The following is a 23,316-nucleotide window of genomic DNA, read 5'->3' on the forward strand; positions in this document are numbered from 1 at the left end:
CCAGTCAGGGAGATGAATTGGCTCCAGTTTGCAATGTTTTCAAGCGCTTGGCCAGTTGTTCAATCTCGCCGCGAAAGCTGGCCCAGCGGCTGGCGGGGAGTGCTTCGGCCTGCTGCCAGCGGGTGGGCACCGAATCGCGCAGTCGCTGCAGCAGCAGGGCTGCCTCCACCTGTTGGCGCGCCGCCTGCTCGAGCCAGGCGAGCCAGCGCAGATCCTCGATGCCCTGTTGCAGCAGCAGCAGATCGTAGGAGAGGCGATGGGCCTCGCAGGCCTGCGGACCCAGCAGCAGAAAATCGCTCTCGCGCCCGTCGGTGGGGTCGTAGGGCAGGGCGGTGGGCATGCGCCCGTGCCACTGCAGATAACCCTCGGCCCCGCTCTGCCAGAGGTAGAAGCCGGCGGCGCGCGGGGTGCCGAGGTTGTAAAACCAGGGGGTGGCCCCGGCGGCCCTCACCCGTTCCACATCGGCCTTGTCGGCGCCAAAGCCTGCGTTGATCAGGGCTATCTCCACCTCGCCAAGCAAGGGCGCCTGGGCGGGGTGGTTGAAGTGACCGGCCCGCACCACGGCCGGATCCCGCCGCTTCATCTCGCGGGCCATGGCTTGAATGGCGGGCAGGGCGCCGAGATCGGGCTCGTCAAACAGGCTCCAGGCCAGGGGCGGCAGCCCCTGGGCGCGAAAGACGGCCTGGCGCTGCTGCCAGGCATCGAGCCGGCTGTTGGTGTCGCTGCCCCAGCGCTTAAGCGAAGCGTAGGCCAGCAGCGGCATGTGAAAACCAAGGCCGATGGCCTCCTCCTGGGTGGTGCGCATCCCGGCTTCATCCTGGGGCAGGGCGGGGGCAACGCCGCTTATCCCAAGCCCGGCGAGCCGCGCCAGATCGCAGCGACTGGCGGCCAGCTGGGCGCCTGCCAGCTCCGGGCCCTGGCCGAACCAGCCAAGGTAGGGGGGCGTGTCGAGGTAGATGCCGACCGGCTTGCCGGCGGCGGGCAGGATCAGGGGCAGCACCTCAACGTCCAATGGCAACTGCACCAGCTGCTGGTGGCTGAGCAGCTGGATATTGCCTTGATAGCGCCCAGCCGGCGCATCTCGCGGGATGGGAAGATGCAGCACCAGGCGCCTTGGCACCCGGCGCTTGAGGGTGAGCCCCGCCACCCCCTCCACCAGCTCCTGATCCGAGGGGAGCAGCAGGGTGCCGCTCGCCTGGGGGCGCACCAGATGCCACTGGCTGTGGTAGGGGGTCAGCGGCAGGGTAACGCCGTTGGCCGCCGGCGGCTGGATCACCAGCAGGGGGGCGGCGTCATCCTCGGGCGTCTCGATGACGAACTCCAGCAGCAGCTGGCTGCCCCGGGCGGCCAGTACGGGAGTGGCGGGGGGGGCCGGGCTGGCCCTGGCACTCAAGGTCGGTTGTCCCGGCGCGATGGGGGTCAGGGTGAGGCGAGCGGGGGATTCTGGCAGCGAATAGGGGGCCAGGGCCCACTTCTCCGTAAAGAGCTGGCGCTGCTTGGCCAGCACCAGCCGGGTGGCCTCGGCTAGGGGATGAGGGTTAGCCTTGGCGTCAGCCTGTTTGTCCGCCGCCGGATAGGGGGCCAGCAGCAGGCCGGCGAGAAATTTCGCATCCGGCGAATTGCCCCCCAGGGTGAGGGTGAGCGGGCCGCCCGGGTGCTCGAGCACCAGGCTGACCGGCCCCCCCTGGCGGGCACCAAACAGCAGCCAGGGATCGGGATTGGGCAACGCCTCCTGCTGCTGGCCGACGAGATAGCGCTGGGCCAGCCACTCGCCCGGCTGCAACCGCTCGGCCCAGACCGGCTCGCCATCGATCAGCACGCTGCGCTCGAGGGGGTGGGGCAGGTACTCCCACTCGCCCGGATCGTCGAGCCAGAGGGTGAGCTGGTAGCGCCCCTTGGGAACCTCCAGCCTGACGCCGTCGAGGTTGCGCAGCCCGTCGCGGATCAGCGCATCGCCGGAGGGGCGCAAGATGGGGCTGGGGTGGCCAAGCAGACGCGGATCCCCCGGTGCCAGGGGCTCGAAACCGGTGAAGCGGGGCGAGTCGCTCGCCCCCAGATCGAGGGCTATGGTGCCGGCGGGCAGGGTCAGCCCGGGGGACCAGTACCAGCGTGTCAGGGTGAGCGGCGCCGCCCCGTCAGCCATGAAGAGATAGAGCCTGGTGAGCTGGTCGAGGGCCAGGGCCCTGGGCTGGGCGGTGCGCCAGTCGCTTAAGGAGAAGCGCAGGGTGAAGGGACCCGGGGGGATGATCCGCTCCAGATTGACCCGGCTGCGGTAGTTGACCGAGGCGGCGTCGTCGACCCGCAGGATCAGGGTCTGGGGGCCTGCCGCGGGATTGTGACCCTCGATCACCAGTTCGTCATCCGCCCCGACCGGCCAGGGCAGGCGCTCGAAGGTGAGCCGCTGGGGCGTCTGCTCGCCACTGAGCGGCAAGGGGGTGAGGCCATCAAGGCGGCTTGCCGCCAGCACAGTGCTTCCTATTGCCAAACTTCCCATTGTCAAACAGAGGGCCGGCAGGCTGAGGGTGAGCAGGCCGAGTACCCGTAGCCAGCATGTTCTGTGCAAACGCGCCGCCAGCCAGATCATCAGAGCAGCCCCGCCAGCCAGTTTTTCAGCTCGTCGGCCCTGTGATCCCAGCTCTGCTGCGCCACCGCCTGCTGGCGCTGCGCTTTTCCCTCGTGCCGGGTCAGCGCCTCCCACTCGTAGCGCTGAAACCAGTCCTGGGCGGGGGCGTCGAGGGCGGCGCGCTGGATGGCCTGGGCCAGGCTGTCGCCCGGGCGGGGCAGATGCACCAGTGCCCGATAGCCGTCCAGCGCCGGAAAATCTGTGCTGACCACGGGCCGGCCGGTCGCCAGATACTCGCGCAGTTTAAGCGGATTGCAGGCCCTGATCTGGGCATTGTCGACGAAGGGCAGCAGGCTCACCTGCCAGTGCTGGGCGTAGGCGGCCAGGGTGTGGTGCGGTCTGGGGTCGAGCAGGTGCACATTCGGCAATCCGGCGAGCGGGCTCAGGTCAGTCTGCCTGGGCCCTATCAGCACCAGATCCCAGTGGGGCAGGGCGCGGGCGGTCTCCGCCAGCAGAGGGACGTCTATCCAGTCGCTCAGGCTGCCGTAAAACCCGGCGATGGGGCGCCCGCTCGGCAGGTCCGCCGGCCTGGGTTGGGGTGGCATAAAGAGCCCGAGATCCACCCCGTGGCTCAGCAGCCGGGTCTTGTGGGGGGGAAAGCGGCTGGCCAGCGCTGGACTGGCGGCCAGGATAAGGTCCGCTTTTTCTACCAGCCTGGCCTCGCAGCGGGCGATGGCGGCGTGATCCACCCCCGCCAGGGCCGAGAAGTCGTCGCCACAGTAGTAGATCACCGCCCGCTCGCCAAGCTTGCCCACCAGATCCACCGCGCTTGGCAGGGAGATCCAGAGCAGCGGCCTGTCGAGCTCGGGCAACTGGCGGCGGATCTGGGCCGCCAGCCAGTGGCCGTTGATCCGCCCCGCCAGCGGGCTGCCGGGCAGGGGCAGCGCCAGCGGCGGCATCACCTGGGGGGTCGGCCCGCTCTGGATGGCGGCTGACTGGGCCTGGCCCTTGGCTGGGCGGCGCAGCACGGCCCCCAGCTTGCGGCCGAGCCGGCCAAGGTCGCGCACGTTGAGGCGGGGGCGGCGCAGGCCGATGGAGTTGACCCAGAGCACCCGATAGTCCGGCAGCAGGCGCTTGATGAGGTGCTGGGTGCTGGAGGGGTGTTGACCCCAGTCCTCCCCCAGTACCACCAGTTGGGGCTGTGCGCTCGACGGCTTCATGGCTGCTTCTCCTCACTCGGGCGGCTGGCGGCACTCTCTGCCAGCGCGTCGCGGCAATCTTGTGCATCGAGGGGGCGCAGCACCCGGGCCGGCACCCCCGCGGCCAGCACCCCGGCGGGCAGGCTGTGGGTCACGATACTGCCGGCGGCGACCACGGTGCCCGCGCCTATGGTCACCCCTGCCATCACCATGGCGCCGGTGCCGAGCCAGACATCGTGCTCGAGCACGATGTCGCCGACCTGCTCGTCCCGATCCGGCAGTCCCCGGGCCCGCTCCTGGGCATCCAGCGGGTGGCCAGGGTAGCCCGCGAGAAAGGCGCGCCCGGCAATGCGCACGTTGTCGCCGAGCACCACCTGGCTGCCCACCGCTATGGTGGTCTGCCAGCCGATGCCGACATTGTTGCCAATCCTGAGTGCGGGCCCCTTGCTCGAGGGGCGGCCGCTGATGGTCATGGCGGCGCTGAGGCGACAATCCGCCCCCACCTCGATCGACACGGGGCCGCTGATAAAGGGGATGCCGCCGTAAAGGTAGAGGCGGGGGGCGGGGGCGCGCAGGCGGGACTGGAACAGCGGCGTCCACCAGAGGGTGCGGGCCAGGGTGGCGAGTGTCTGGCTTGCCAGCCGGTAGAGGCGATAGAGCAGGCCGTGCAGGGGCGGGATGAGCGGAAAGCTCCAGCTGCGGGCCCCCTTGGCGAGGCGCCACAGCAGGCGGGCCAGCGGCGTCTCTCCCTGCTTGGCCCAGGTTTTCATCCGGTACAGGCTGATGCTGTTCATGGTGTGCTCTCCCTTGGCTCTGCTGCCGTCATGGCCGACCAGTCAGGCACTAGCAGGGATCGGGCCAACTGACGCTCAGCACGCTGCCGGCTCACGCCGGCCGCCTGCCAGGGGGTTGGATGGCAAGGCGCTGTGCAAATTGCGCCGGCCGGGCTGCAAAACGCAAAAATCAGATTCATTTTGGGCCTGATGTGCGTTGCTGTGAGGGGCGAGATCGCGACATGCAGGGCTACGCGGGGAATTGCACCGGCTGGCGTGCCCCTTGCATTGGCTGACTCCAGATGACCCAAGATCCGTTGCCTGGTGGCTGGGAGGCCCTATGAGACTCGGAGTAAACCAGATAGCCATGCTCTATTACGCCGCCGGCCTCTTGCTGATGAAGGGGATCTCCCTGCTGATGCTGCCAGTGCTGACCCACCTGCTGGCGCCTCGGGAGTATGGCCAGCTGGAGGTGCTCTTGACCATCATCAACCTGGGCTCCCTCATCCTGGGGTTCGGGCTGGTGGACGCCCTCTATCGCTTCGCCGGGATGGCGGCAGATGAGGGCGAGCGCAAGCAGGTGGTGGCGCGGGTGTTTGGCCTGGTCTGGATCATCGCCCTGGCCAGCCTGGTGCTGCTCTGGTGGCTGGCGCCCCTGGTGCAGCGACTGCTGCCAACCGAAACCCGCCTTGCCGATGTGCGCTGGGTGCTCAGCGCTTTGCCGTTCGAGGGGGTGATCGGGGTGCCGCTGGCCTGGCTGCGGATGCGCAATCAGGCCCGTCTCTTCTTCGTGGCCACCGCCGGCAAGGCGGTGATCCAGTCCCTGCTGACCGCCTGGTGGCTCTGGCTCGGCTGGGGAGTGAGCGGGGTGCTCGCCTCCGGCACCCTCACCTGTGTCGCGCTGGCGCTGCTGCTGAGCCTCTGGCAGTGGCGCGATGGCGGCATCCGCTTTGACTGGCAACACTACCGCCCTCTGCTGCGCTACGGCCTGCCGCTGGTGGTGAGCGGGCTTGCGGGCTTTGCCTTGAGCGGGCTGGATCGCTGGCTGCTGGCCGAGCACGTAGGCGAGGCCCTGCTGGCCTACTATGCGGTGGCGGGCAAGCTGGCGCTGGCGGTGGGACTCTTGCTGCAACCCTTCGCCCTCTGGTGGTATCCGCGCCGCTTCATGCTGCTCAGGGAGCCGGACGGCCTGCGCCTCAACGCCCACTACAGCGTGCTGGGCTCCGTGCTGGGGTTTGCCACCGCCGGGGTGGTGGGGCTCACCGCCCCCCTGCTTATTCGCTGGCTCACCCCGGAGAGCTATCACGGGGCCATCGCCTATATCCCGCTGCTGGTGCTGGGGATGGCGGTGCGCAACGTCTCTGACCTGCTCAACGTCGGCTGTTTCAGCGGGGAGGAGAGCAAGGCCCAGATGGTGATCAATCTGGGATGCAGTTTGCTCGGCGTTCTTGGCTTTTTGCTCGCCATTCCGCACTTCGGGGTGGCCGGGGTGATCTGGACCCTGCTGCTGGTCTACCTGGTGCGGGCGCTCGCTTTCTATCTGGTGAGCCAGCGGTTGCTGCCCTTGCCATATCGCCTCTCGGCGCTGTGGGCGAGCGGTGCCGGCTCCCTTGCCATGATGTGGCTCGGCCAGTGGTGGGCAGGGCAATGGGCCGCCTGAGCCACGCCCTCTGGGGGCTGACCGCCACCCTGCTGGTGGCCGGACTCTGGTGGCGGCTGCCGCACCCGCTGCTGCTGCCGGTGCTGGGGCTGGCCATTCCCGCCATCTGGTTTGCCCTGCGCTGGCCGTTTCTGATGGTGCTGGGGTTCGTCACCTTCTCGTTTTTCCGCCTGCACGAGGTGTTTCCCCAACTCTATCCCCTCAAGATCCCGCTGCTCTTCTCGCTGGCGGCCATCGGTGCCCTGATCTGGCACACCCTGCTCACCGGTCGCATCAGGCCCTACTGGAGCCAGCCCCTCAGCTGGTTGACCGCCTTCTTCATCGTCGTCTCCATCGGGGTGCTGTTTGCCAGCAACCGGGGGGAGGCGATCGCCACCTGGACCGGCAGCTACAGCAAGATCTACCTGATGACGCTGGCCACCGCCTGGCTGGTGCGCAGGCCGGAGGACTTCGCCCTGGCGGTGCGGGCCTTCGTGGTGGCCGGCTGCATGGTGGCCCTGGTGGCGCTCTACAACAAGAGCAGCGGCATCGGGCTGGTGGAGGGGACCCGGGTCACCATAGGGCGCGAGCTTGGCTCTGTGCTGGGGGATCCCAACGATCTGGCGCTGGTGCTGCTGTTTCCCGCCGGCTTCTCCTTGAGCCTGCTGCTCAACCAGAACGGCCTGGCCGGGCGCATCCTGGGGGCGGTGGGGTTCGTGCTGGTGGCCGCTGCCATCATCGCCACTCAGAGCCGCGGCGGCCTGCTCGGGATCTGCGCGGTGAGCGGCATCTTTGCCTGGCAGCGGGTGCAGTCCAAAACCGTGCTGATCCTGTGCGGCACCCTGGCGCTGCTGGTGCTGTTCGCCGCTGCCGGGATAAGCGACAGGGCCTCTGGCGGGGCGGCGGAGAGCGGGGTGGATGCCTCGGCCATGGGCCGCCTCTACGCCTGGCAGGCCGCCTGGGGCATGGCGCTGGCCCATCCGCTCATCGGGGTGGGGCTCTCCAACTTCTACTACAACTACTTCTTCTTCAGCCCCCACTGGGACGGCCTCAACCACGCGGTGCACTCCACCTGGTTCGGGGTGCTGGCGGAGACCGGCTTTGTGGGGCTGTTCATCTTCATCGGCATGGTGGTGGTCACCCTCTACCGGACCTGGCGCTGCTCACTGGATGGCATGCCTCCTGCAGTAGTGACTGCCATGCAGGGGGTGATGGCGAGCATGGTGGGGTTCGTCGTCTCGGGATCCTTCCTGACCCAGGGCTTTACCTGGCCCATCTATCTGGAGCTGTCGCTGGCGGTGGCAGCCATCAAATATGTCCGGCAGGCCAGAGAAACGGAAATGGCCATGGCCGAGACGGAGCGGGATAAACCAAACAAGGGAGCTGAGTCATGAGCGCAACCCCCATTTTGCTGGTGCATTACGGCGAGAACTGGATCCGTGGCAGCGAGCGCTGCCTGCTGGATCTGCTGGCCCACCTGGATCGCAGCCGTTTTGCCCCCCTGCTCTGGTGCAACAGCCAGCAGCTGGCAGAGGAGGCCGCCCTGCTCGGGGTGAAGGCGGTGGTAGAGCCCTTTACCCTGCTGCTGGGCTGGCAGGCTCCCCGCTTCGATCTGGCCGCCCACCGGGCCCTGTGCCAGCGGGCGCAGGCGCTGATAAGCGAGCATGGCATCACCCTGGTGCACGCCAACAGCGCCGCCCCCTGCCAGTGGCTGGCCGGGGTGTGCCGCAAGATGAAGGTGCCGCTGGTGTGCCATCTGCACGCCCGTTATCAGCCCAGAGACAGGTTCACCCTGCGGGTACACCAGGCCAACGTGCTGATCGGGGTGAGCCAGCCGGTGCTGGCCCCCTGGCGGGAGGATGGTTGTGAGCACAGCCGGCTGGTTCATATCGCCAACGGGGTGGACGGCGCGCGCCTGAGTGAGGGGCGCCACTGGCCCGTGCTCGGCATGCTGGATTTGCCGCCGGGGGATCTGATCCTGGCCACCATAGGGTCGCTAATTAAGCGCAAGGGGGTGGACATGCTGATCCGCTCCCTGGCCGAACTGACCCGACAGGGGGAGGAGGCGCAGTTGCTGGTGATTGGCAGCGGCCCCGAGCTGGCAGCGCTCACTGCATTGGCAGCAGACCTGGGAGTGGCCGGGCGGGTGCACTTTCTCGGGGAGCGTCCCGACAGCGCCGCCATCCTGCGCGGCGGGGTGGATCTGCTGGTCTCCGGCGCCCGTGAGGAGGTGTTCGGGTTGACCTTGGCCGAAGCGGGCATGCTGGGGCTGCCGGTCAGCGCCTATCGGGTGGGGGGGATCCCCGAGGTGGTGGAACACACGGTGACGGGCCTGTTGGCCGATCCCGGCGACTGGCACCAGATGGCCGCTCATTGGCAGCGATTGGGCGATCCGGCCCTGCGCAGCCGATTGGGGCGGGCAGGGCAGAAGCGGGCCAGCCAGCTGTTCACTGTCCGGCGTTATGTGGAGAAGGTGAGCGAGCTCTGGTCGGCGGCGCTGGCGGGGCGCTGGGATAGCCCCGAGCTCCCCCCCTACGGACGCATGGTGCGCTGGCTCGGCCAGCGGCTGCTGGCCAGGGTGGGCCTTGCGGGGGAAGGTGCGCTGGCCGGGGGCCGGGCCGCGGCCATCCAATCGGACGAAGGAGTGCAATCATGACCCAGAAGCAGGATGCGGCTGTCGGCAAGGGAAAGCTCGGCCGAGAAGGTGAAGCGGGCAAGATAGTGCTGGTGGATCCCATCTCCTTTCGCGGCGGCTCCAAGGTGGCCACCGAGGTGATGCTGGACGAGCTGGCCGGGCGATTTTATCAGCTGGCCTGCCATGTGCTGACTCAGGATCCCGACTCCTGGCCCCGTTGCCGGCACCACAGGCTCTGGCTCCCTTCCTGGCTGCGGGGTCGCGAATCCGGGGCCGGTTATCTGCTCAAGCAGGGTTGGCAGACCCTGATGATCCTGGCGCTCTGCTGGCGATTGGGGCAGGTGCGCTGCCTGCTGGCTGCCTCCGGCCCCGGGGTGGATCTGTGCAGCTACTGGGCGGCCCGGGTGCTCGGTATTCCCGTGGTGCAGCTTATCCACGGGCCGGTGGGCTGCTCCGGCCTCTCGGCGCGCGCGTTGCGGCAAGCCAGCCAGGTCTGTTATCTCGAGAGCTGCCGCCCCTCCCTTGGCGCCCTGTTGAACCGGCTCGGCGAGTCGGCGTTTCCCGCCCACTGGCAACCTTTCACCAATGGCCTCGGTGATGAGCAGTGGCCGACGGCCACCCGGGGCGGTACCCGCATCCTGTGGGCGGCTTCCCTGCTGCGCTGGAAGGGGCTCGAGACCATGCTGGCGGCCCATCAGGTCATGAGTGGGCCGCGCCCAGAACTGGAAGTCTGCTACCTGCAGCCAAAGGGAACCTTGCAGCCCTGCAGCCAGCCGAGACCGGATCTGCCCGATACCCGCTGGCATGCCAATCCCGCCAATCTGGACGAGATCCGCGCCCGCTGCGGCATCTTCGTCTCGACCAGCCATCAGGAACCGTTCGGTCTCTCCATTCTGGAGGCGATGGCTGCCGGCCTGTGCGTGGTGATCCCCGCCGACGGGGCCTGGTGGGACAGGCAGCTTGGCGATGGCATCCATTGCTGCAAATACCTGCCGGGAGATGCGGAGGATCTGGCCCGGGTTCTTGGTGCCCTGCAGGCGGATCCGGCGCGGGTCAGCGCGCTTGGTGCCAACGCTCGCCAGCTGGCAAGCACCGGTTATCGCGCGGGAAAGGCTTATGCCTGCGTGGTGGACGGTTGGGAGAGGCTGCTTCGTTGAGCGAATAAACGGTCTGGGCTTGTTGCGCAACATATTTAAAGGGGGCGCAAGTGCAACCCGATAATAATGCGCGCTTCCATGAAACAAGAATTATTATCAATGGCATGAGGGGCGTTCTATCTATTTACGCCCTGGTCAATTCGGCAAGGTGACGTGAAGGTAAATGTTTCTGTTTCAGGTGTTAACATCAGTGTTTTTCAATGGTTAACAGCCAGGTTATAAATCAGTTTAAATGATAGTCTGCTCCCCCACAGGCCAGCCTTTATTCACACTGAAAATTTGAATGCTGATGCATTTTATGGCCGATGAGATCCCTTGTGGTTGCCACTTAATATCTACTATTCATGGTTGTCGCCCTCATCTGGAGCAGTTTGTTAGAGGGCGAAAAGTCGTGCCAGGATGCGCTGAATACCAGGTTTGGCAAGGCCTTAGGCGCTGTCCGTCAGCCATGGAGTGAGGAGGTACAAGCCTTGGCTGCGGGCGGTGGCATATATGCAGCATAATGGCTAAAGGTATATATCATTAGCTAGTTATGGCAAGAAAACAGTCTGTTAAATAAGCCTGTTTGAACCACTTTTCGATGTGTTAAATAAAATAAAAAAGAACAGGTTTTGCCTCTTTGATTAATTAATTAATATCCAATTAAAATTATAAAAACCACGAGGCATTAAGTATCCCTTTAGGGGTAAATGAGGTTATTTGTGATGTAACTCGCCCGGAATATATGGGTAACCCCAAGGGAATTGATGGAGATCAATATAGCAGGGGGAGTGAATCCTTAGCATTTCCGTTACTAAGCATTTAAACAAGTGCTCACAAACGGGAATAAGAAGAATGGTCGAGGATAATTTTTTATCGGCTCATGGAATTAGTCGCCGTGATTTTATGAAATTGTGCGCCGGGATGGCCGCAACCCTGGGATTAAGTCAACATGCGGTGGCCCAGATGGCCACGGCACTCACCAGCCCCGAGCGGCCACCGGTGATCTGGATCGGCGCGCAGGAGTGTACTGGTTGTACCGAATCGCTGCTCCGTGCCACTCACCCCACCATAGAGAACCTGATCCTCAACACCATTTCGCTCGAGTATCACGAGGTGCTCTCGGCGGCCTTCGGTCATCAGGCGGAACAGAACAAGCACAACGCCATCGAGCGTTACAAGGGCAAGTACGTGCTGGTGGTGGATGGCTCCATTCCGCTCAAAGATGGCGGAATCTACTGCATGGTGGCCGGTGAACCCATCGTCGATCACATTCGCCGCGCCGCAGCCGATGCGGCCGCCGTCATCGCCATCGGCTCCTGCTCCGCCTGGGGCGGGGTACCCGCCAGCGGTGGCAACCCCACCGGTGCCGTGAGCCTGGAAGAGGCCCTCGGCAATATCGGCACTCCCATCATCAATATTCCGGGTTGCCCGCCCAACCCCCACAACTTCCTCACCACGGTGGCCTACTACATCACCTACGGCAAGCTGCCGGCGCTGGATGCCAAGAAGCGCCCGTTGTTTGCCTACGAGCGGCTTATCCACGAGAACTGCGAGCGTCGCCCTCACTTCGATGCCGGCCGCTTTGCCAAGGAGTTTGGCGACGAGGGCCACCGTCAGGGCTGGTGTCTCTATCACCTGGGCTGCAAGGGCCCCGAAACCTACGGCAACTGCTCGACTCTGGAGTTTTGCGACATCGGCGGCGGCATCTGGCCGGTGGGTATCGGCCACCCTTGCTACGGCTGCAACGAGCAGGGGGTGGGTTTTAGCAAGGGGATCTTCCAGCTTGCCAAGGTGGAAAATCCCACCCCACGGGCAGAGAAGCCCGATGTGGCCATCCAGGAAGGGGGGCACATCACCCCGACGGCCAGCGGCCTCATCGGTGGCGCCCTCGGGGTGCTGGTCGGGGTGAGTCTGATGACGGTGCGTGAACTCGGACGCCAGCAGAAGCGCCACGAAGCCGGGCAGCACCCATCACGGGAGGAGTAACCGTGAACAGACGCAATTTCCTCAAATTCGCCTCAGTCGGTGCACTGGCGGCGGGCACCACCGTTTCCGGCAACGCCCTCGCGGGCGCCCAGAACAACCCGCCCATACCCGGGGCGCTGGGCATGCTGTACGACTCCACCCTCTGCGTCGGTTGTCAGGCCTGCGTGGCGGAGTGTCAGCGCTTGAACGGCAACCCGGCCAATCCGGCCGGTGATCAGATCTGGTCCAACAACGACAAGCTGACCCCCTACACCAACAACATCATCCAGGTGTGGCGAAGCGGCACCGGGGAGCACAAGGATCAGCTGGTGGATGGCTACGCCTACATCAAGAAGCAGTGCATGCACTGCGTCGATCCCAACTGTGTCTCCGTCTGCCCGGTGCAGGCCCTGAAAAAGGATCCCAAGACCGGCATCGTCCACTACGACCCGGACGTCTGTACCGGTTGCCGCTACTGCATGGTGGGCTGCCCCTACGACGTACCCAAATACGAGTACGACAACCCCCTGGGCGCCATTCACAAGTGCGAGCTGTGCAACCAGAAGGGGCTTGAGCGGATCGATCAGGGCAAACTGCCCGGTTGTGTCGAGGTGTGCCCCACCGGCGCCGTTATCTTCGGTACCCGTGAAGAGCTGCTGGCCGAGGCCAAGCGCCGTCTGCTGGCGCCCCCCGGCAGCGAATACGCCTATCCACGCCAGACCCTGCAGGCCAATGACCCTTACCTGCACCAAGTGCCCAACTACCAGCCCTACGTCTATGGCGAGAAAGAGGGCGGCGGCACCCAGGTGCTGGTGCTGGCCGGCGTGCCCTACACCAAGCTCGACATGCCCGATCTGCCGGAGCTCTCTTCCGGCGCCCGCTCCGAGCATATCCAGCACACCCTCTACAAGGGGATGGTGCTGCCCATGGTGGTGCTGACCGGCCTCTCGGTGCTGATCCGCCGCAATACCAAGAAGAACGGCCACGATCACCACCATGATGCAGGCCACGATCAGGGTAGTGACAAGGGAGGCAAGGATCATGAGTAATCACAAGGCGCATCCGCTCGGCGGCAAGCTGGTCAGCTGGCCGGTGCTGGTGCTCGCGCCCTTCGCCGTGCTGTGCGGCATGCTGATCTTGAAGCGACTGTTTTTCGGGCTGGGCTCGGTCACCGATCTCAACGGGGGCTACCCCTGGGGTCTGTGGATCTCCTTTGATCTGCTGATCGGTACCGGTTTCGCCTGCGGTGGCTGGGCACTGGCCTGGGCCGTCTACGTCTTCAATCGGGGCGAGTATCACCCCCTGGTGCGTCCGGCGCTGCTGGCGAGCCTCTTTGGTTATTCCCTGGGGGGGCTCTCCATCACCATCGACGTGGGTCGTTACTGGAACCTGCCGTACTTCTACCTGCCGGGTCACTTCAACACCTCCTCGGTGCTGTTCGAGACGGCGGTCTGCATGACCATCTACATCGGTGTGATGGCCCTGGAGTTCGCGCCCGTGCTGCTGGAGAAGTTCGGCTGGAAGACCTCCATGGCGCGGCTCAACAAGATCATGTTCTTCATCCTGGCGCTCGGGGCCCTGCTGCCCACCATGCACCAGTCCTCCATGGGGTCATTGATGATAGTGGCGGGGGAGAAGATCCATCCGCTCTGGCAAAGCTACGAGCTGCTGCCGGTCTTCTCCTTGTTGACCGCCTTCATCATGGGCTTCTCCATCGTCGTGTTTGAGGGATCCCTGGTGCAGGCGGGACTGGCGGGGCGCGGCCCCAACGAGAAGCCGCTCTTCTACAAACTGACCCAGGTGATCGACATCTTCCTGATCCTGTTTGTGGCCCTGCGCTTTGCGGAGATCGTCATCCACGACAAGTCGGAGTACCTCTCAGAGTGGAGTCGCTACTCCATCATGTTCTGGAGCGAGATTGCGCTGATGATCTTCCCGCTGCTGGTGTTCCACTGGGACAAGAGCCGCCGCGACTCGCGCATGTTGTTCCTGGGGGCCCTCAGCATGTTGCTGGGCTCGGCCCTCTGGCGACTGGATTACTCCCTGCTCGCCTTCAACCCCGGCAATGGCTATCACTACTTCCCCAGCACCGAGGAGGTGCTGATCTCCCTTGGCTTCGTTGCCATCGAAGTGTGTGCCTATTTGCTGCTGATCCGGCTGTTGCCGGTACTGCCATCACTTGAACGTGTTCACCAAGATTATCAGGCCCGAGGGAAAGCCAACGTATGAGCCAACGTATCACCATAGACCCCATCACCCGCATCGAGGGGCACCTGCGTATCGACTGTGAAATCGAAGGCGGAAAAGTGACCAAAGCCTGGTCATCCGGCACCATGTGGCGCGGGATGGAAGAGATCGTCAAGGGCAACGACCCGCGCGACGCCTGGATGATAGTGCAGCGCATCTGCGGGGTGTGCACCTCCATCCACGCCATCGCCTCGGTGCGGGCGGTGGAGAATGCCATCGGCGCCAAGGTGCCGGTCAATGCCCAGTACATCCGCAACCTCATCATCGCGGCCCACAATATCCACGATCACATCGTCCACTTCTACCAGCTCTCGGCGCTGGACTGGGTGGACATCACCGCGGCCCTGCAGGCCAACCCGCAGAAGGCGGCGGACATGCTCAAGGGGGTATCGACCTGGTCCCTCAACAGCGCCGATGAGCTGACCAAGGTGCAGGACAAGATCCGCGCCCTAGTGGCGAGCGGCCAGCTCGGCATCTTTGCCAACGGCTACTGGGGCCACAAGGAGATGAAGCTGAGCCCGGAGGTGAACCTCATCGCCGTGGCCCACTACCTGCAAGCCCTGGAGTGCCAGCGCGATGCCAACCGCATCGTCGCCATCCTGGGGGGCAAATCCCCCCACATCCAGAACCTGGCGGTGGGCGGTGTCGCCAACCCCATCAACCTGGATGCACCGAGCGTGCTCAACCTCGAGCGCCTCATGTATGTGAAGAGCTTCATCGATCGCCTCGGCGAGTTTATCGAGCAGGTCTACAAGGTGGACGCCGCCATCATCGCCGCCCACTATCCCGAGTGGCTGACCCTGGGGCAGGGGGCCAAGCACTACCTGAGCGTGCCGGAGCTCCCCACCGACGGCAACGGCGGCAGCTTCCTGATGCCGGGCGGTTACATCGAGAACGGCGATCTGGCGAACTATCGCCCCATCGAGAGTCACCAGGATGCCTGGCTGATGGATGGCATCGCCGAGAGCAACAAGCACGCCTGGTACCAGGATGACGAACCCCTCAAGCCCTGGGAGGGCAAGACCGAGCCGAACTACACCGGCTGGCAGGATGACGGCAAGTACTCCTGGGTCAAATCCCCCACCTTCTACGGCAAGGTGGTGGAAGTAGGGCCGCTTGCCGACCTCCTGGTGAAACTGGCGGCCAAGCACCCGGACACAGTGGCGCATTTTGATCAGCTAAACGGTGTCTACAAGACCCTCACCGGGGCGGCCATCAAGCCCGAGCAACTGCACTCCACCATGGGCCGCATCATAGGCCGGGCGGTGCGCTGCTGCGTACTGAAAGACACCCTGGCGCACCAGTGGCAGGCGCTGGTGGAGAACATCGGCAAGGGGGATACCACCGCCTACATCAAGGCGGAGATCCCGGCGGACAAGGAGTTTCGTGGCGTGGGCTTTGAAGAGGCCCCGCGCGGCATGCTTTCCCACTGGGTGGTCATCAAGGAGGGCAAGATCGCCAACTATCAGGCGGTGGTGCCTTCGACCTGGAACTCGGGTCCGCGCAACTTCAACGATGAACCCGGCCCCTACGAGCAGTCCCTGGTGGGCACCCCGGTGGCCGATCCCGCCAAGCCCCTCGAGGTGGTGCGTACCATCCACTCCTTTGACCCCTGCATGTCCTGCGCGGTCCACGTGGTGGATACCCAAAATGGCGACGTGACCCAGGTGAAGGTGCTGTGATGAATACCCTGATCCTGGGAGTGGGCAACCTGCTCTTGAGCGACGAGGCAGTGGGGGTGCGCATCGTCGAGGCGCTGGGGCGCGAATACCGCTTCGCCCCCGGTATCGAGCTGCTCGACGGCGGCACCGCCGGCATGGAGCTGCTGGAGGCGATGGCGAGCCGCGATCACATCATACTGGCGGACGCGGTGCGAAGCGGCAATCCCCCCGGCACCGTGGTGACCCTGAAGGATGAGGAGATCCCGACCCTGTTTGGCCGCAAGATCTCCCCCCACCAACTGGGGCTGGCGGACGTGCTCTCTGCACTGCATATGACGGGGGAGTCGCCCAAGCGGCTCACCCTGATCGGGGTCGAACCCGAGTCCCTCGAACCCCATATCGGCCTCACCCCCGTGGTGGCGGCCGCGATGGAGGAGGCCAAGGGGCGGATTTTGACCCTGCTGGCCGAGCTCGGTACCCCGGCCATTGCGCTCTCTGAAGAGGAGCGGGCAGAGATGCACAAGGAGGGCCTATGGCGCAGTCCCATTTAAGCGAGGCGCCCGCCGACGTGGCCGGGTTTGCCGGTTTTGCCGAAAACCCGGCTCCCTTGCTGGTGGCCCAGTACCAGCGCATCGCCCGGGACGAGATGCAGACACTGCCCTTTTATCGCCAGGGCATACCGGTTGTGGCCGAGTGCGTGGCGTTTGAGGGGCAGTGGCTCGGCTGCGTGCTCACCCCCTGGATGCTGAGCGTGGTGGTGCTGCCCGGGGCGGATCAGCTCTGGCCGCTGCGCCCCGTCGCCTCGCGCCTGGCGCTGCAACTGCCCTGCGGCAACATGACCTTTATGGTGGGGGAGTTGCCCGAGACGGGGCAGCTGCTGGCCTGCTCGCTCATGTCCCCCCTCGATCCCCACCTTGGGGCCGACGAGGGGCGGGCACTGGTGAGCAGCACCCTCAAGATGCTGCTCTCGCTGCCGGTGCAACAGGGCGGTGGCGCCGTGGATCTGGGGCGCCGACGGCTGTTTGGTGGCCGGCGCCTGCCGGGTGCCGCTGGCGCCGAGCGTTAGGTTTCATCCGTCATCAGGTTTAGAATAGGGGCCGTTTTGGCCCCTCACTCGCATCTTTCGCCGGCGAATTGTTGCCCGCGATGAGTGACAAAACAGAGAAGGGATCACATGACAATGCAAGGTTATGATCAGGTCAGCGGTTTGCGTCGCGGCGCAGCCGCCCTGTTGGCCCTGTTGCTGGGGGTTGGCTCTCAGGCCGTCCTGGCTGCCTCACAACCCGTCCCCGCCGAGCTCAAACTCGCCATCGGTAGCGAACCCACCGAAGGGTTTGACCCCCTGCTTGGCTGGAGTCACGGCAGCTACCTGCTGCTGCACAGCCCACTGCTCAAGCAGAATGCAGACTTGAGCTGGCAGGGCGTACTGACCGAGTCGGTGACCCCGAGCAAGAATGGCAAGGGGTGGCTCGTCACCTTGAAACCCAACTTGAAATTCTCCAACGGCGCGCCGCTCACCGCCGAGGACGTCGCCTTCACCTACAACAGCGCGGCCAAAGGCGGCGGCAAGATCGACATGGGCAACTTCGTCTCGGCCAAAGTGGTGTCGCCCACCCAGGTGGAGATTGCTTTGAGCTCCCCCCAGAGTACCTTCGTCAACGTGTTGGGCTCTTTGGGTATCGTGTCGAAGAAGGATTACGATCCCAAGGCTTACGCCCGCCATCCCGTCGGCGCCGGCCCCTACCGGCTGGTGAGCTTCCTGCCCGGCCAGCAGCTGGTGGTGGAGGCGAACCCCTATTACGCCGGTGGCAACAACGACTTCAAACGGCTGGTGTTTGTCTTTATCGATGAAGAGAGCGCTTATGCCGCCGCCCGGAGCAGTCAGCTCGATCTGGTGCGCATCGCTCCTTCGCTGGTCCCCACAGTGCCCGACACCCTCAAGCTCTGGGTGCGCCCGAGCGTGGAAAACCGCGGTATCGTCTTCCCCATTCCTCCTGCGGGTAGCAAGGATGCCAATGGCAACCCCGTCGGCAACGACGTGACCTCGGATGTGGCGGTGCGCCGCGCCATCAACTATGCCATCGATCGCCAGCTGCTCGCTGATCAGCTGCTGGAAGGGCACGCCATCCCTGCCTACAGCGCGGTGGAAGGGCTGCCCTGGCAGGGCAAGGCGACCGCCTTCAAGGATGGGGATATTGCCCGTGCCAACGCCCTGCTGGATGAGGCGGGCTGGCAGGTAGGGGAAGACGGCATTCGCCGCAAGGGCTCCCAGCGCGCCGCCTTCACTCTCTGGTATACCAGCGGCGACAGCACCCGCCGGGATCTGGCCGAGGCGGTGCGGGCCATGCTCAAACCCGTCGGCCTTGAGGTGAGCCTCAAGTCCGGCAGCTGGGAGCAGGTGGAACGCGAGATGCACGCCAACCCTGTGCTGATGGGGTGGGGGAGCCTGGATCCCATGGAGCTCTATCACCACTACCAGAGCGCCTCTGCCGGGGTGGAGTTCTACAACCCGGGTTATTACCAAAATCCGGTGGTGGATGCTCACCTCAAGCAGGCGCTGGATGCCCCCGATTGGCAGGCGGCGGTGCCGTTCTGGCAGCAGGTGGAGTGGGATGGCAAAACCGGCGCCGGAGTGCAGGGGGACGCCGCCTGGGCCTGGCTGCTCAATGTGCAGCACACCTATCTCGCCAATCGCTGCATCGACCTTGGCAAGGGGGCACCGGAGATCCACGGCAGCTGGTCCTTGCTCAATAACCTGCAGGATTGGCGGTGGACGTGCCGCTAAGTTCGTCCACTATGATGACTGCAACTCTGAAAGCCCTGCTGCGTCTGGCAGGGCTCCTGTGTCTGGTATCGCTCGGGACCTTCGTGCTCCTGAGCTATTCCCCCATCGATCCCGTCAAGGCCTATATCGGCAACGATCTGTTGCACGTGCCCCCCGAGCAGTACGCCCGCATCGCCGCCCGCTGGGGGCTGGATCAGCCCCTGTGGCAGCGCTACTGGCACTGGTTTACCCAAGTGCTGAAGGGGGATCTGGGCTACTCCATGCTCTACAACGCGCCTGTGGGCGAGGTGATCGGCAGCCGCTTTGCCGCCTCCTTCCTGCTGCTGGGGGGGGCCTGGTTGCTGTCGGGCTCGCTGGGCATATTGCTGGGCTTGTGTGCCGGTCGTTACCTCAACCGCTGGCCGGATCGCCTCATCTGCCGTTTTGCTTACCTGCTCGCTTCCCTGCCCACCTTCTGGGTCGGCCTCTTGTTGCTCGCCCTGTTTGCGGTGCACTGGCCTTGGCTTCCGGTCTGCTGCGCCTGGACCCCGGGTCTGTCGGCTGATGAGGTGGACTGGGCCATGCGAGCCCGTCATCTGATGCTGCCGGTGACCACCCTGGCGCTGCTGGGGATGGGCAATATCGCTCTGCACACCCGGGGGCGGGTGGCCGAGGTGCTGGAGAGCGACTTTATTCGCTATGCCCGCGCACAAGGGGATGGCGGCTGGCCCATGCTGCGCTTTCACGTGCTGCGCCACGCCCTGACCCCGGCCCTCTGCCTGCAGTTTGCCTCGCTGGGTGAGCTGATTGGCGGTTCGCTGCTGGCAGAGAAGGTTTTCGCCTACCCGGGGCTCGGTCAGGCCACAGTGGATGCGGGGCTGCGGGGGGATATCCCCCTGCTGATGGGGATAGTGCTCTTTTGCACCCTGCTGGTTTTTTTGGGCAACAGCGCCGCCCGCCTGCTGGTGACACGCATGAATGTCGGCTGGGAGGGGGAGCATGCTGTTTAATCCGCTTCCCTCCTTGCTGCGTCTGGGGTTTGCGCTGGTCGCCCTGGCGCTGCTGGCCGGCTACGGCTGGGGGCTTTCGGCCTACGAGGTGCCCATGGATCTGCTGGCGCGCCATCAGCCGCCGTCGCTGGCTCACTGGTTTGGGACTGATCAGATGGGACGGGATCTCTGGCAGCGCGCCTTTCAGGGCACCCTCACCAGCCTGGAGCTTGGTCTTGGCACGGCCCTGTGCAGCGGCTTGCTGGCCATGGTGGCGGCGAGTGTCTCGCTGGTTCACCCGCGCTGTGATGTGGCGGTGCGGCTGGTCATTGACGCCATGCTGGCATTGCCCCATATGCTGCTGTTGATCCTTATCTGCTTCACCGTGGGGGGCGGCATGCGCGGGGTGATCCTGGCGGTGGCGCTGACCCACTGGCCCAAACTGGCGCTCATTCTTTGCGCTGAGGCACGGCGCATCGCCAGCAGCGACTATATGATCCTGGCCCGCTGTCAGGGGATGGGGCCCTGGCGCCGCTGGCGGGCCCACCTGCTGCCTGGGCTCTTGCCCCAGTGGTTTATCGGCACCCTGTTGATGTTCCCCCATGCCGTGCTGCACAGCGCCGCCCTGAGTTTTCTCGGGTTTGGCCTCTCGGCTCACGAGGCCTCGCTGGGTCTGCTGCTGGCCGATGCCCTGCGTTATCTCGCCGGGGGCGGCTGGTGGCTGGCCCTCTTCCCCGGTCTGATGTTGCTGTTGCTGGTGCTGCTGTTTGATCAAGCCACCCGCGCCCTGCAGCGGCTCTGGTTCGGGGGAGAGGGATGTTGATCCCGTTGTGCGACCTCACTCTGATCACGTGGCGGCAGGGCAACCATCCAACTGTTTTTGGGAGTAAACGATGCTGACCTTCGACAAGGTGACCATAGAGGCGGCCCACTACTCCTGGTGGGGGCGGCGCCAGTGGCGGCCGCTGCTGACCGATATCAGCCTGCAACTGGCCTCCGGCGAAATCGTCGCGCTGGTGGGGGGGAGCGGTGAGGGCAAGAGCCTGCTGCTGCAAAGTGCGCTCACCCTGCTGCCGGACAACCTGCGCATGCGCGGCACCATTGCCCTCGACGGCGATCCCCTGTGCGACGAGAGTCGGGCCCGCCTGCGCGGTCACACCCTCTGCTATGTACCGCAGGGGGTGAGCGCCCTCAATCCGCTATTGACGGTGGAGCGCCAGCTGGGCCGTGCGGCCAGGTTGTGCGGCCAGCGCGGTTCCCGTGAGCAACTTGGCGCGCAGCTTGCGCGCTACCAGCTGCCTCCCGCGACCCTGGCGCGCTATCCGCGCCAGCTCTCCGGTGGCATGGCCAAGCGCATCCTGGCCTGCACTGCGGCCTTGAGCGGTGCTCGCTTTATCCTGGCGGACGAGATCACCGCCTGGCTCGACGAGGAGCTGGCTTGTCAGCTGCTGGCCCAGTTGCGGGAGATCGCCAGCCAGGGCAGCGGCATCCTCTGGGTTACCCACGATCTGGCGCTGGCCTCGCGTTTTGCCGATCGCATCGTGGCGCTCCATCGGGGGCGGGTGAGCGATACCTTGAGCAGCCACCACCTGCGCCAGGGGCAGGGGAGCGAGATGCTGCGGGATCACTGGCAGGCATTGCCTGAGTTCAACGCGCTCTTTTCTGCGCCGGAGGCATCCTGATGTTTGAAGTACGAGACCTGACCGTGCGTCAGGGGGATCGCGCGCTCTGGCAGGCGATGAGCCTCACCATCCAGGCCGGCGAGCGAGTGGGGATCTCTGCCCCGAGCGGCCATGGCAAGACCACCCTCGGGCGGGTGCTGGCGGGTTGGCAGCCGGCGAGTGAGGGGACCCTGCTGCTCGATGGCAAGGTGCTTCCCCGGCAATGGAAGGGCTACCACCCGGTACAGCTGGTGCCCCAACACCCCGAGCTCACCTTCAATCCCCACCGCAGCACGGGGCAGGCGCTGTGGGATGTGTGGCGCCCCGACGAGGCCATGCTGGCCCGTTTTCTGGTCAACCCCGAATGGCTCGGCCGAAAACCCGGCCAGCTCTCAGGCGGTGAGCTGGCCCGCATCGCCCTGCTGCGGGCTCTCGATCCCCGAACCCGGCTGCTGATCGCAGACGAAGTGACCGCCCAGCTTGATCCCAGACTGCAACGCCAGATCTGGCGTGAGCTGATACGCGAGTGCGAGAACCGGGGGCTCGGCATGCTGATCTTCAGTCACCAACAGGCGTTGCTGCGCCAGATCTGCCATCGCATCATCCGGGTTGGCGAGGAGCAGCCGCTGGCAGAGCAAAGAGCCCATCAGGCAGCCTGAGTGGCCGTGTTCCCCCCTCATCCCCGACCCTTCTCCCGCCAGGGGAGAAAGGGGGGGAATGTGCCTCGACGCCGAGCTCGGGGTTTGGGAAACATGGCTGGCCATTGTGCCTGGAGACTCTCCCGGGATCTGTGCCTATTTCGAGCATGTTGCCGGGATCCACGAACCGGTTCCCTCTCCCTGGGGAGAGGGGTAGGGTGAGGGGGCGAGTGTGAGACTCTGGTCATTCTGGACAGAGAGAACCGTTGGCAAGGTGCGCAGATAAAAGAGAGGGAGGCATCAGCCTCCCTCTTTTTTTATCAGCGGTTTTTAACCGGTATGCACTCAGGCGCTGGCCAGCCAGCTTAACCAGGCTTCCATCCCTTCCCCCGTGGTGGCGCTCACCTGGATCACCTGAATATAGGGGTTGACTCGCTTGGCGTTCTCGATGCAGCGGGCCACATCGAAGCTCACGTAGGGCAGCAGGTCAATCTTGTTGATCACCATCAGCTGGGCGGCGGCGAACATGTCCGGGTACTTGAGGGGCTTCTCTTCCCCCTCGGTGACGGAGAGGATCGCTACCTTGTACTTCTCGCCGAGATCGAAGCTGGCGGGGCAGACCAGGTTGCCCACGTTCTCGATAAAGAGGAGGCTGCCATCCAGGGTCGGCAGCTGGTGGCAGGCGTCGTGCACCATCTTGGCATCCAGATGGCAACCCTTGCCGGTGTTGATCTGGATGGCGGGCACACCGGTGGCACGGATGCGATCGGCATCCGCGCTTGTCTGCTGATCCCCCTCGATGACGGCGCAGGGGCGCTTGTCCGCCAGCTGGCGCAGGGTCTCGCACAGCAAGGTGGTCTTGCCCGAGCCCGGGCTCGATACCAGGTTCAGCACCAGCTGGTTGGCGGCTTCGAAGTGTTCGCGGTTGTGGGCTGCCAGCAGGTTGTTCTTGGCCAGCACATCCATCTCGATGGCGATCAGCTGGCGCTGCCCCATACCGGGCACCGACAGTCCCGCTTCCCCCTTGCCGTAGTGCAGATCACCCTGCTCATGCTCATGCTCATGCTCATGCTCGTGAGAGTGGCTGTGTGCGTGATCATGTTGATGGGGGTGGGCATGATGGTGCAGATGGGCATGATCATGGTGATGGTTGTGAGGGTGATCATGGGTGTGCTCGTGGCCATGATCATGAGGCACCGGCTCCATGGGGAAGTGCACACCGTGGTAGTGGTGATGGACATCCCCCTGATGGTGGTAGTGGTGGTGAACGATCAGGGTGCGCGGTGCATCTTGTCCGTGATCATGCTCGTGATGGTCGCCATGGCTATGGCGATGATCGTGCTCATGGTGGTGGGAGTGAGCATGGTCGTGATGGTGCTCATGGTCGTGTTCATGTTCGTGACCGGCGATCCGCGCCTGGCCGCATCCGCATACGCTACACAT

Annotated in this window: 19 protein-coding genes; 15 read left to right on the top strand and 4 right to left on the bottom strand. The window is 64.8% G+C overall.

Features of this window, described 5'->3' with window-relative positions:
- Nucleotides 1-4: 4 nt before the first annotated feature.
- The 3 genes from ACB028_RS08690 to ACB028_RS08700 form a co-directional block, all read right to left on the bottom strand.
- Nucleotides 5-2,494 carry a hypothetical protein gene (locus tag ACB028_RS08690; protein ID WP_371144166.1) on the bottom strand — a complete coding sequence of 830 codons (2,490 nt, stop codon included), beginning with the start codon at nucleotides 2,492-2,494 and terminating at the stop codon, nucleotides 5-7.
- Nucleotides 2,495-2,583: 89 nt separating this feature from the next.
- A complete protein-coding gene (locus ACB028_RS08695; RefSeq protein WP_371144050.1) occupies nucleotides 2,584-3,783 on the bottom strand; it encodes a glycosyltransferase in 1,200 nt (399 codons plus the stop codon).
- The gene (locus ACB028_RS08700) at nucleotides 3,780-4,556 is read right to left on the bottom strand and encodes a DapH/DapD/GlmU-related protein (RefSeq protein WP_371144051.1); all 777 of its coding nucleotides are present in this window, start codon (nucleotides 4,554-4,556) and stop codon (nucleotides 3,780-3,782) included. The genes ACB028_RS08695 and ACB028_RS08700 overlap by 4 nt, the downstream gene beginning before the upstream one ends.
- A gap of 319 nt (nucleotides 4,557-4,875) precedes the next feature.
- On the opposite strand from ACB028_RS08700, the gene ACB028_RS08705 reads away from it, so the two are divergent.
- The 15 genes from ACB028_RS08705 (at nucleotide 4,876) to ACB028_RS08775 (ending at nucleotide 21,894) form a co-directional block, all read left to right on the top strand.
- Nucleotides 4,876-6,195 carry a lipopolysaccharide biosynthesis protein gene (locus tag ACB028_RS08705; protein ID WP_371144052.1) on the top strand — a complete coding sequence of 440 codons (1,320 nt, stop codon included), beginning with the start codon at nucleotides 4,876-4,878 and terminating at the stop codon, nucleotides 6,193-6,195.
- Nucleotides 6,183-7,568, top strand: coding sequence for an O-antigen ligase family protein (locus ACB028_RS08710; RefSeq protein WP_371144053.1), 1,386 nt, complete (start codon nucleotides 6,183-6,185; stop codon nucleotides 7,566-7,568). Before ACB028_RS08705 ends, ACB028_RS08710 begins: the two co-directional genes overlap by 13 nt.
- The gene (locus ACB028_RS08715) at nucleotides 7,565-8,830 is read left to right on the top strand and encodes a glycosyltransferase family 4 protein (protein ID WP_371144054.1); all 1,266 of its coding nucleotides are present in this window, start codon (nucleotides 7,565-7,567) and stop codon (nucleotides 8,828-8,830) included. Before ACB028_RS08710 ends, ACB028_RS08715 begins: the two co-directional genes overlap by 4 nt.
- Nucleotides 8,827-9,966, top strand: coding sequence for a glycosyltransferase family 4 protein (locus ACB028_RS08720; protein ID WP_371144055.1), 1,140 nt, complete (start codon nucleotides 8,827-8,829; stop codon nucleotides 9,964-9,966). Before ACB028_RS08715 ends, ACB028_RS08720 begins: the two co-directional genes overlap by 4 nt.
- 834 nt (nucleotides 9,967-10,800) lie before the next feature.
- Nucleotides 10,801-11,934 (top strand): hydrogenase 2 small subunit, encoded by a 1,134-nt coding sequence (gene hybO, locus ACB028_RS08725; RefSeq protein WP_042026457.1) that lies wholly within the window; start codon nucleotides 10,801-10,803, stop codon nucleotides 11,932-11,934.
- Nucleotides 11,935-11,936: 2 nt separating this feature from the next.
- A complete protein-coding gene (hybA, locus tag ACB028_RS08730; RefSeq protein WP_042026456.1) occupies nucleotides 11,937-12,962 on the top strand; it encodes a hydrogenase 2 operon protein HybA in 1,026 nt (341 codons plus the stop codon).
- Nucleotides 12,955-14,142, top strand: a complete 1,188-nt coding sequence (gene hybB / locus ACB028_RS08735) for a Ni/Fe-hydrogenase cytochrome b subunit (protein WP_026457707.1) — start codon at nucleotides 12,955-12,957, stop codon at nucleotides 14,140-14,142. The genes hybA and hybB overlap by 8 nt, the downstream gene beginning before the upstream one ends.
- Nucleotides 14,139-15,842: a hydrogenase 2 large subunit gene (gene hybC / locus ACB028_RS08740; RefSeq protein ID WP_342009788.1), complete on the top strand. Its 1,704-nt coding sequence runs from the start codon at nucleotides 14,139-14,141 to the stop codon at nucleotides 15,840-15,842. The genes hybB and hybC overlap by 4 nt, the downstream gene beginning before the upstream one ends.
- Nucleotides 15,842-16,372, top strand: a complete 531-nt coding sequence (locus tag ACB028_RS08745; RefSeq protein ID WP_042026452.1) for a HyaD/HybD family hydrogenase maturation endopeptidase — start codon at nucleotides 15,842-15,844, stop codon at nucleotides 16,370-16,372. Before hybC ends, ACB028_RS08745 begins: the two co-directional genes overlap by 1 nt.
- Nucleotides 16,354-16,887 carry a hydrogenase-2 assembly chaperone gene (hybE, locus tag ACB028_RS08750; protein WP_371144056.1) on the top strand — a complete coding sequence of 178 codons (534 nt, stop codon included), beginning with the start codon at nucleotides 16,354-16,356 and terminating at the stop codon, nucleotides 16,885-16,887. The genes ACB028_RS08745 and hybE overlap by 19 nt, the downstream gene beginning before the upstream one ends.
- 114 nt (nucleotides 16,888-17,001) lie before the next feature.
- Nucleotides 17,002-18,606: an ABC transporter substrate-binding protein gene (locus tag ACB028_RS08755; protein WP_371144057.1), complete on the top strand. Its 1,605-nt coding sequence runs from the start codon at nucleotides 17,002-17,004 to the stop codon at nucleotides 18,604-18,606.
- Complete coding sequence (locus ACB028_RS08760) at nucleotides 18,591-19,595, top strand: ABC transporter permease (RefSeq protein ID WP_371144058.1); 1,005 nt, start codon at nucleotides 18,591-18,593, stop codon at nucleotides 19,593-19,595. Before ACB028_RS08755 ends, ACB028_RS08760 begins: the two co-directional genes overlap by 16 nt.
- Nucleotides 19,585-20,397 (top strand): ABC transporter permease, encoded by an 813-nt coding sequence (locus ACB028_RS08765; RefSeq protein WP_371144059.1) that lies wholly within the window; start codon nucleotides 19,585-19,587, stop codon nucleotides 20,395-20,397. Before ACB028_RS08760 ends, ACB028_RS08765 begins: the two co-directional genes overlap by 11 nt.
- Nucleotides 20,398-20,467: 70 nt before the next feature.
- Nucleotides 20,468-21,256 (top strand): ATP-binding cassette domain-containing protein, encoded by a 789-nt coding sequence (locus tag ACB028_RS08770; protein ID WP_371144060.1) that lies wholly within the window; start codon nucleotides 20,468-20,470, stop codon nucleotides 21,254-21,256.
- A complete protein-coding gene (locus ACB028_RS08775; RefSeq protein ID WP_371144061.1) occupies nucleotides 21,256-21,894 on the top strand; it encodes an ATP-binding cassette domain-containing protein in 639 nt (212 codons plus the stop codon). The genes ACB028_RS08770 and ACB028_RS08775 overlap by 1 nt, the downstream gene beginning before the upstream one ends.
- A 324-nt stretch (nucleotides 21,895-22,218) precedes the next feature.
- On the opposite strand, the gene hypB is transcribed toward ACB028_RS08775, so the two are convergent.
- Entirely contained in the window at nucleotides 22,219-23,316 is a 1,098-nt protein-coding gene (hypB, locus tag ACB028_RS08780) for a hydrogenase nickel incorporation protein HypB (protein WP_371144062.1), read from the bottom strand.

Source organism: Aeromonas sp. S9(2024) (genome assembly GCF_041403185.1).
In the GTDB taxonomy this organism is placed as follows: domain Bacteria; phylum Pseudomonadota; class Gammaproteobacteria; order Enterobacterales; family Aeromonadaceae; genus Aeromonas; species Aeromonas enteropelogenes.

Excerpts from the sequence above, each read along its gene's own strand:
- hypB (WP_371144062.1), bottom strand. The coding sequence starts at position 23,316 with ATGTGTAGCGTATGCGGATGCGGCCAGGCGCGGATCGCCGGTCACGAA.
- hybB (WP_026457707.1), top strand. The coding sequence starts at position 12,955 with ATGAGTAATCACAAGGCGCATCCGCTCGGCGGCAAGCTGGTCAGCTGG.
- ACB028_RS08710 (WP_371144053.1), top strand. The coding sequence starts at position 6,183 with ATGGGCCGCCTGAGCCACGCCCTCTGGGGGCTGACCGCCACCCTGCTG.
- ACB028_RS08765 (WP_371144059.1), top strand. The coding sequence starts at position 19,585 with ATGCTGTTTAATCCGCTTCCCTCCTTGCTGCGTCTGGGGTTTGCGCTG.
- ACB028_RS08715 (WP_371144054.1), top strand. The coding sequence starts at position 7,565 with ATGAGCGCAACCCCCATTTTGCTGGTGCATTACGGCGAGAACTGGATC.
- ACB028_RS08720 (WP_371144055.1), top strand. The coding sequence starts at position 8,827 with ATGACCCAGAAGCAGGATGCGGCTGTCGGCAAGGGAAAGCTCGGCCGA.
- ACB028_RS08700 (WP_371144051.1), bottom strand. The coding sequence starts at position 4,556 with ATGAACAGCATCAGCCTGTACCGGATGAAAACCTGGGCCAAGCAGGGA.
- hybC (WP_342009788.1), top strand. The coding sequence starts at position 14,139 with ATGAGCCAACGTATCACCATAGACCCCATCACCCGCATCGAGGGGCAC.
- ACB028_RS08695 (WP_371144050.1), bottom strand. The coding sequence starts at position 3,783 with ATGAAGCCGTCGAGCGCACAGCCCCAACTGGTGGTACTGGGGGAGGAC.
- ACB028_RS08705 (WP_371144052.1), top strand. The coding sequence starts at position 4,876 with ATGAGACTCGGAGTAAACCAGATAGCCATGCTCTATTACGCCGCCGGC.
- hybO (WP_042026457.1), top strand. The coding sequence starts at position 10,801 with ATGGTCGAGGATAATTTTTTATCGGCTCATGGAATTAGTCGCCGTGAT.
- hybE (WP_371144056.1), top strand. The coding sequence starts at position 16,354 with ATGGCGCAGTCCCATTTAAGCGAGGCGCCCGCCGACGTGGCCGGGTTT.
- ACB028_RS08755 (WP_371144057.1), top strand. The coding sequence starts at position 17,002 with ATGCAAGGTTATGATCAGGTCAGCGGTTTGCGTCGCGGCGCAGCCGCC.
- ACB028_RS08775 (WP_371144061.1), top strand. The coding sequence starts at position 21,256 with ATGTTTGAAGTACGAGACCTGACCGTGCGTCAGGGGGATCGCGCGCTC.
- ACB028_RS08690 (WP_371144166.1), bottom strand. The coding sequence starts at position 2,494 with ATGGGAAGTTTGGCAATAGGAAGCACTGTGCTGGCGGCAAGCCGCCTT.
- ACB028_RS08745 (WP_042026452.1), top strand. The coding sequence starts at position 15,842 with ATGAATACCCTGATCCTGGGAGTGGGCAACCTGCTCTTGAGCGACGAG.
- ACB028_RS08770 (WP_371144060.1), top strand. The coding sequence starts at position 20,468 with ATGCTGACCTTCGACAAGGTGACCATAGAGGCGGCCCACTACTCCTGG.